This is a genomic window from Atribacterota bacterium (genome assembly GCA_028703475.1).
In the GTDB taxonomy this organism is placed as follows: domain Bacteria; phylum Atribacterota; class Phoenicimicrobiia; order Phoenicimicrobiales; family Stramentimicrobiaceae; genus JAQVMU01.
This window is the reverse complement of record JAQVMU010000093.1, coordinates 1-4,966: the sequence shown is the minus strand read 5'-3', so window position 1 is coordinate 4,966 and position 4,966 is coordinate 1. Positions and strand designations below refer to the sequence as shown.

At 35.4% G+C, this 4,966-nt stretch carries 6 protein-coding genes; all 6 read left to right on the top strand.

What is annotated here, in order from left to right; translation table 11 throughout:
* Positions 1-16 precede the first annotated feature (16 nt).
* On the top strand, positions 17-1,009 hold the full coding sequence (locus PHQ99_07815; protein MDD4289476.1) for a LacI family DNA-binding transcriptional regulator: 993 nt from the start codon (positions 17-19) through the stop codon (positions 1,007-1,009).
* Between the two features lie 55 nt (positions 1,010-1,064).
* Positions 1,065-1,799, top strand: coding sequence for an ATP-binding cassette domain-containing protein (locus PHQ99_07810; GenBank protein ID MDD4289475.1), 735 nt, complete (start codon positions 1,065-1,067; stop codon positions 1,797-1,799).
* 17 nt (positions 1,800-1,816) lie between these two features.
* Positions 1,817-2,860, top strand: a complete 1,044-nt coding sequence (locus PHQ99_07805; protein ID MDD4289474.1) for an ABC transporter permease — start codon at positions 1,817-1,819, stop codon at positions 2,858-2,860.
* A 200-nt stretch (positions 2,861-3,060) separates the two neighbouring features.
* The gene (locus PHQ99_07800; protein ID MDD4289473.1) at positions 3,061-4,059 is read left to right on the top strand and encodes a substrate-binding domain-containing protein; all 999 of its coding nucleotides are present in this window, start codon (positions 3,061-3,063) and stop codon (positions 4,057-4,059) included.
* A complete protein-coding gene (locus PHQ99_07795) occupies positions 4,040-4,282 on the top strand; it encodes a hypothetical protein (GenBank protein ID MDD4289472.1) in 243 nt (80 codons plus the stop codon). Before PHQ99_07800 ends, PHQ99_07795 begins: the two co-directional genes overlap by 20 nt.
* Positions 4,245-4,966: galactose-1-phosphate uridylyltransferase (gene galT / locus PHQ99_07790; GenBank protein MDD4289471.1), on the top strand; the 722-nt coding region annotated here is incomplete at its 3' end. The genes PHQ99_07795 and galT, both read left to right, overlap by 38 nt.

The following is a 4,966-nucleotide window of genomic DNA, read 5'->3' as shown; positions in this document are numbered from 1 at the left end:
TGGTAGGATTTTAGAAATGAAAAAGCCAAATCTTCGTGTATTAGCTGCAAAGGCAGGAGTATCTATCAATACTGCTTCTCGTGCTATTAATGATAAGCCTGATATCAATCCTTTAACAAAGGAGAAAATCCTTAGAATAGCCCGGGAAATCGGCTATGTGCCAAATGCTTCAGCGGTAGCGTTGCGTACCCAAAAAACAAGGACTCTGGGAGTAATTATTGCTGATAATAACAACCCCTTTTATGCTGAAGTGTTAAGCGGTATAGAAGCAGAGGCCAAGGCCAATAATTATCATATTATATTAACTAATACCAGACGTGATTATCAGGAAGAAGAAAATGCTATCGAACTTTTATTGGGAAAACAGGTAGATGGTCTTTTGATTGCACCTGTTCAGGAAAAAAATGAGGATATTTATAAATTAATAGGTTCAAAGATTCCATTTGTCGTGGTAGGAAGGGATTATGAGGATCTTTCAATTGATGCTGTTTATAGTGATGAATTAAAAGGTGGGTATATTGCAACAGAGTATTTAATAAGAAAAGGTTTTAAAAATATCTCCTATATTGGTGGTTATACTTATAAATCCCCTGCCCGCAGGAGGTTAGAAGGCTATAAAAAGGCGCTTACTGATTATGGTATAGCAATTAAGGAGAACCTGATAAAGATAGGAGATATTGATATTAAAGATGGGTATAACCAAACCAAAGATATGTTTGACCAGGGAATTAATTTTCAGGCTATTTTTGCTTATAACGATATGATGGCTTTTGGTGCAGTCAAGGCAATTAAAGAAAGAGGCTTAGAAATTCCCGGAGATATAGGTGTAGTTGGATATGACAATATTTTATTCAGCTCCCTTGTCAGTCCTCCATTGACAACGGTTAATCTGAAAAAAGATGAACTGGGCAGGGAGAGTGTACGATTATTATTATCCAAAATAAATGGATATCGTAAGAAAAATAAAAAAATAGTGTTAGATGTAGACTTATTAATCAGGGGGACTTGATAATAATATGAATTGTATTTCCAACAAGAAAAAAACCTTTGAATATGCCGTACGAATGGTCGGTATTGAAAAATATTTTGGAAAGATTGCTGCACTGAGAGGAATTAATTTTGAAGTTAAACCTAATGAGATAGTAGGTTTGATTGGTGATAATGGGGCAGGTAAGTCTACTTTAATAAAAATTATTACCGGAGTCTTTCCTCCCACAAGCGGGGAAATACATATAAGAGATAAAAAAGTCGACACCAGCAGTTATAATGTAAAAAAAGCACACCAGTTGGGCATTGAAACAGTCTATCAGGATAAGTCTTTGGGGGACAAACAACCTCTGTGGAGAAATTTCTTTATTGGAAGACAGATTAAAAATCGTTTTGGCTTTATAAATGTAAAAAAAGAAAAAGAAATAGCCAATGATATTATGATGAACGTAATTGGATTCAGGGGGGCGGGCATTACCGTTGATTCTACTGTTAGCAATTTATCAGGTGGAGAAAGACAGGGAGTTGCCATTGGCAGGGCAATGTACTTTGATGCTGATTTAATTATATTGGATGAACCTACGGTGGCACTTTCATTAAAAGAAGTACAAAAAGTGCTGGATTTTGTAAATAAGATAAAACAGTCTGGAAGAGCCTGTATTTATATTTCTCACATGTTGTCACATGTTTATATGATAGCTGATCGTTTTTATATTTTAGATAGGGGTAAGATTATAACCAGCATTGAAAAAAGTCAAATTTCATTAACTGAATTAAATGATTTTTTATTAAAATATGCGAATAAAAAATAAGGTTAGGGATTCTAAAATTGTTTTTAGAAAAAATTATTACCAAGATTAAGAGAATTGAAAGTTTACCAATTATTATAGTCTACTTTATGATTATGATTTCTTTTTTACTTTTATCCCCAAGGGTTTTTTCAGGCTATAGGATCTATATGTCTTTTTTGCAAACAGTTCCACCAATGCTAATATTGGCTTTGGGATTAACACTGGTAATAACAGCAGGGGAAATAGACCTTAGTTTTTCTGCTGTTATTGCTTTTTCCGGGTTTGTGTTTTGTTATATATTTCGAACTTTTGATGCTCCATGGCTGGCTTTTATTATGGCATTGCTATCAGGAGCCCTGGTAGGATATGTTAACGGAATACTCGTTGCAAAAATTGGTGTACCTTCTATTATGGCTACTCTTGCAGCTCAATTTTTCTGGAATGGACTCACAATTTTGTTATCAGGAGGACTTTCCTGGAATATTAAGGAGATTAAGGAATATTTCATTCATCCCTTTTTTGTGGGTAGGATAGGAGGAATTATTCCTGCACAGAGTATCTGGGGTTTGCTGGTTGCAATTTTTCTATGGTATATTTTGAATCGTCATATATTTGGGGAGCATATCTCGTTTATCGGTGATAATGTTAATGTAGCAAGGGTCATGGGGGTCAATGTTGTAACTACCAAAATCCAACTGTTTGTAGTGATGGGAGTTGTTTCCAGTTTTGCCGCTGTACTTTTAACATTGGAAATGATTAATTTCTGGACTACACAGGGGGCTGGTTTTTTGCTTCCTGTTATGGCTGCTGTGTTTATTGGAGGTACATCTATTGCAGGTGGAAAAGGCACCATTGTCGGCTCATTTTTCGGAGCATACATTGTTGGTTCCCTGGAAGCAGGAGTTGTTGCCTCAGGTATAGGGGGTTACTGGACTCGTTTGGTTACCGGATTGGTAATGGCAATTTCAGTAATTTTAAATATTGTATTCGGGACTTCAAAAGATAAAAAAATACCAGAAAAAGTTAAAGACACCGTTTTCTTAAAGGGAATAAAGCAGGAGGATAAAGCAATAAGAGAATAATTTATTTATTTCGGGCGATCTGTGAATAAATAAAGATTAGCTAAGCAGGTTATAATAACAAGATTTTAGACCAGGAAGCAAACAAAGCAAATAGAGTAATTATCGAGGAGGTGTTGCGAAGAATAAGGTTAATTATATTTGTTAATCAAGAAATATTATATTAATGATTAGTATTATGAAAATTTAGGGGGTTTATTAGAATGAAAAAATTAAATAATATCTTATTTGTGGCTATAACCATGATATTGATAGTGATGCTATGTGTAACAACAAATGGTTTTAGTGCTGAAAAATTAGGTGATGGGCTTACAATTTATATGCAGATGGGGGGAACAGAGGGAGATCCCTCTACTTTAGCCAGAACTAATGGTGCCAAGGCTGCTGCAGAACATTTTGGGGTAAAGCTAATTGAACAATATTCAGGTTGGCAACCTGAGAAGATGATTAATCAATTCAAAGAAGCCATGGCTGCCTCACCGGATGGAATTGTCATCATGGGGCATCCTGGCGAGGGAGCCTTTGAGTCATTAGTGGATGAGGCCTTTGAGATGGGGATAATTGTTACCAGTGGGAACAATCCCCTTCCTTCCATAGAAGAAAAATATCAACCTGAGGGTTTTGGTTATGCAGGAGCAGATCTCTATGGAGGTGGGTATCTTACCGGTAAAACCATGATTAGACAGGGATTGTCAGCCGGAGATAAGGCCCTGGTATATGGACTGTTTTCCCAGGAAGGCAGAAGATTAAGCCCGATGGGTATAGTAGATGCATTAGAAGAAGAAGGGCTTATTGTAGAACAGCTTGATATTTCAGCAGAGGTAGATGCAGAAGCTTCTCTATGTATACCTATTTTAACAGCATACCTGGAAAGAAACCCTGATTTAAAGGCAATAGGGACACAACATGGAAATATAACTTCTAATTTAATGAAAGTAATGGAAGCTGCGGGAAAAGAACCAGGTGAAATAATTTGTGGCGGAATTGACCTTTCTCCTGCAACAATTGAAGGGATAGAAAAGGGTTATGTTAGTGTATCTTTTGACCAAATGCTTTACCTGCAGGGATTTTTCCCGATTCAACAAATTGTATTAGCAAAACAGTATAAAGTGCCGGGATTACATATTAATACTGGTGTTGGTGTAGCTACTCCACAAAATATTGGAGAATTAAAAGAACTGATTGAAATGGGTATCAGATAATTTAAAAAATGGTGAGGGAATAATATTATTCCCTCACCTGGTTTATCTATATAAAAAAAGGTTTATTTTGCGTTTAAAAAGATTACAAAAAATAAAAAAAATTAAAGATGACGGAAGAATAGTGTATTATTATTTAATTAAAAGAAAAGAAAGGAAGAAAGATGCAGGAGCTTCGCTTCAATCCCATGACCGGCGAATGGGTGATGATTTCTTCCAGTCGTAAAGATAGGCCAATACATTCTGAATATGAAGGTTGCCCTTTATGTCCAGGTAATATAGAGCTTGAGCAGAACTATGACCTGGCGGTCTTTGAAAACAGATTTCCTGCTCTTGTCAAAAATCCCTCTCCCCCGTTAAATTCTGGCTCACCTCTTTTAAAGAACAAACCCTCTAAAGGTGTCTGTGAAGTGATTATGTACACCTCTGTACATAAAAGCTCTTTAGCTGAAATGTCTTTACTGCAAATAGAGAATCTGATCGAAGTTTGGGAAGATAGAATTATTGAATTATACAGTAATCCAATGATAAAATATATTTTTATTTTTGAAAATAAAGGAGAGGAAGTTGGAGCAACTCTTTCCCATCCACACGGTCAATTATATGCCTTCCCTTTTTTACCTTTGAGAGTGGATAAAAAGCTTAAAAATATGAAAGATTATAATAGTAAAAATCATAAATGTATGCTATGTGATATTCTTAAGGAAGAAACACGACTTGAAAAGCGGCTTATTTTTCAAAATGACTCTTTTTTGGCCCTTGTTCCTTATTATGCCAGGTTTCCTTATGAAATTCATATTTTGCCAAAACGTCACATAGGCTCTATTGTTGATTTGCATGATTCAGAAAAAAAATCATTTGCTGAAACATTAAAAATTGTGACTAGAAAATATGATAAATTGTTTGAAAG

Bases quoted from the DNA above. Each gene is read 5' to 3' on its own strand.
- PHQ99_07810 (MDD4289475.1), top strand. From the start codon at position 1,065: ATGGTCGGTATTGAAAAATATTTTGGAAAGATTGCTGCACTGAGAGGA.
- PHQ99_07815 (MDD4289476.1), top strand. From the start codon at position 17: ATGAAAAAGCCAAATCTTCGTGTATTAGCTGCAAAGGCAGGAGTATCT.
- PHQ99_07800 (MDD4289473.1), top strand. From the start codon at position 3,061: ATGAAAAAATTAAATAATATCTTATTTGTGGCTATAACCATGATATTG.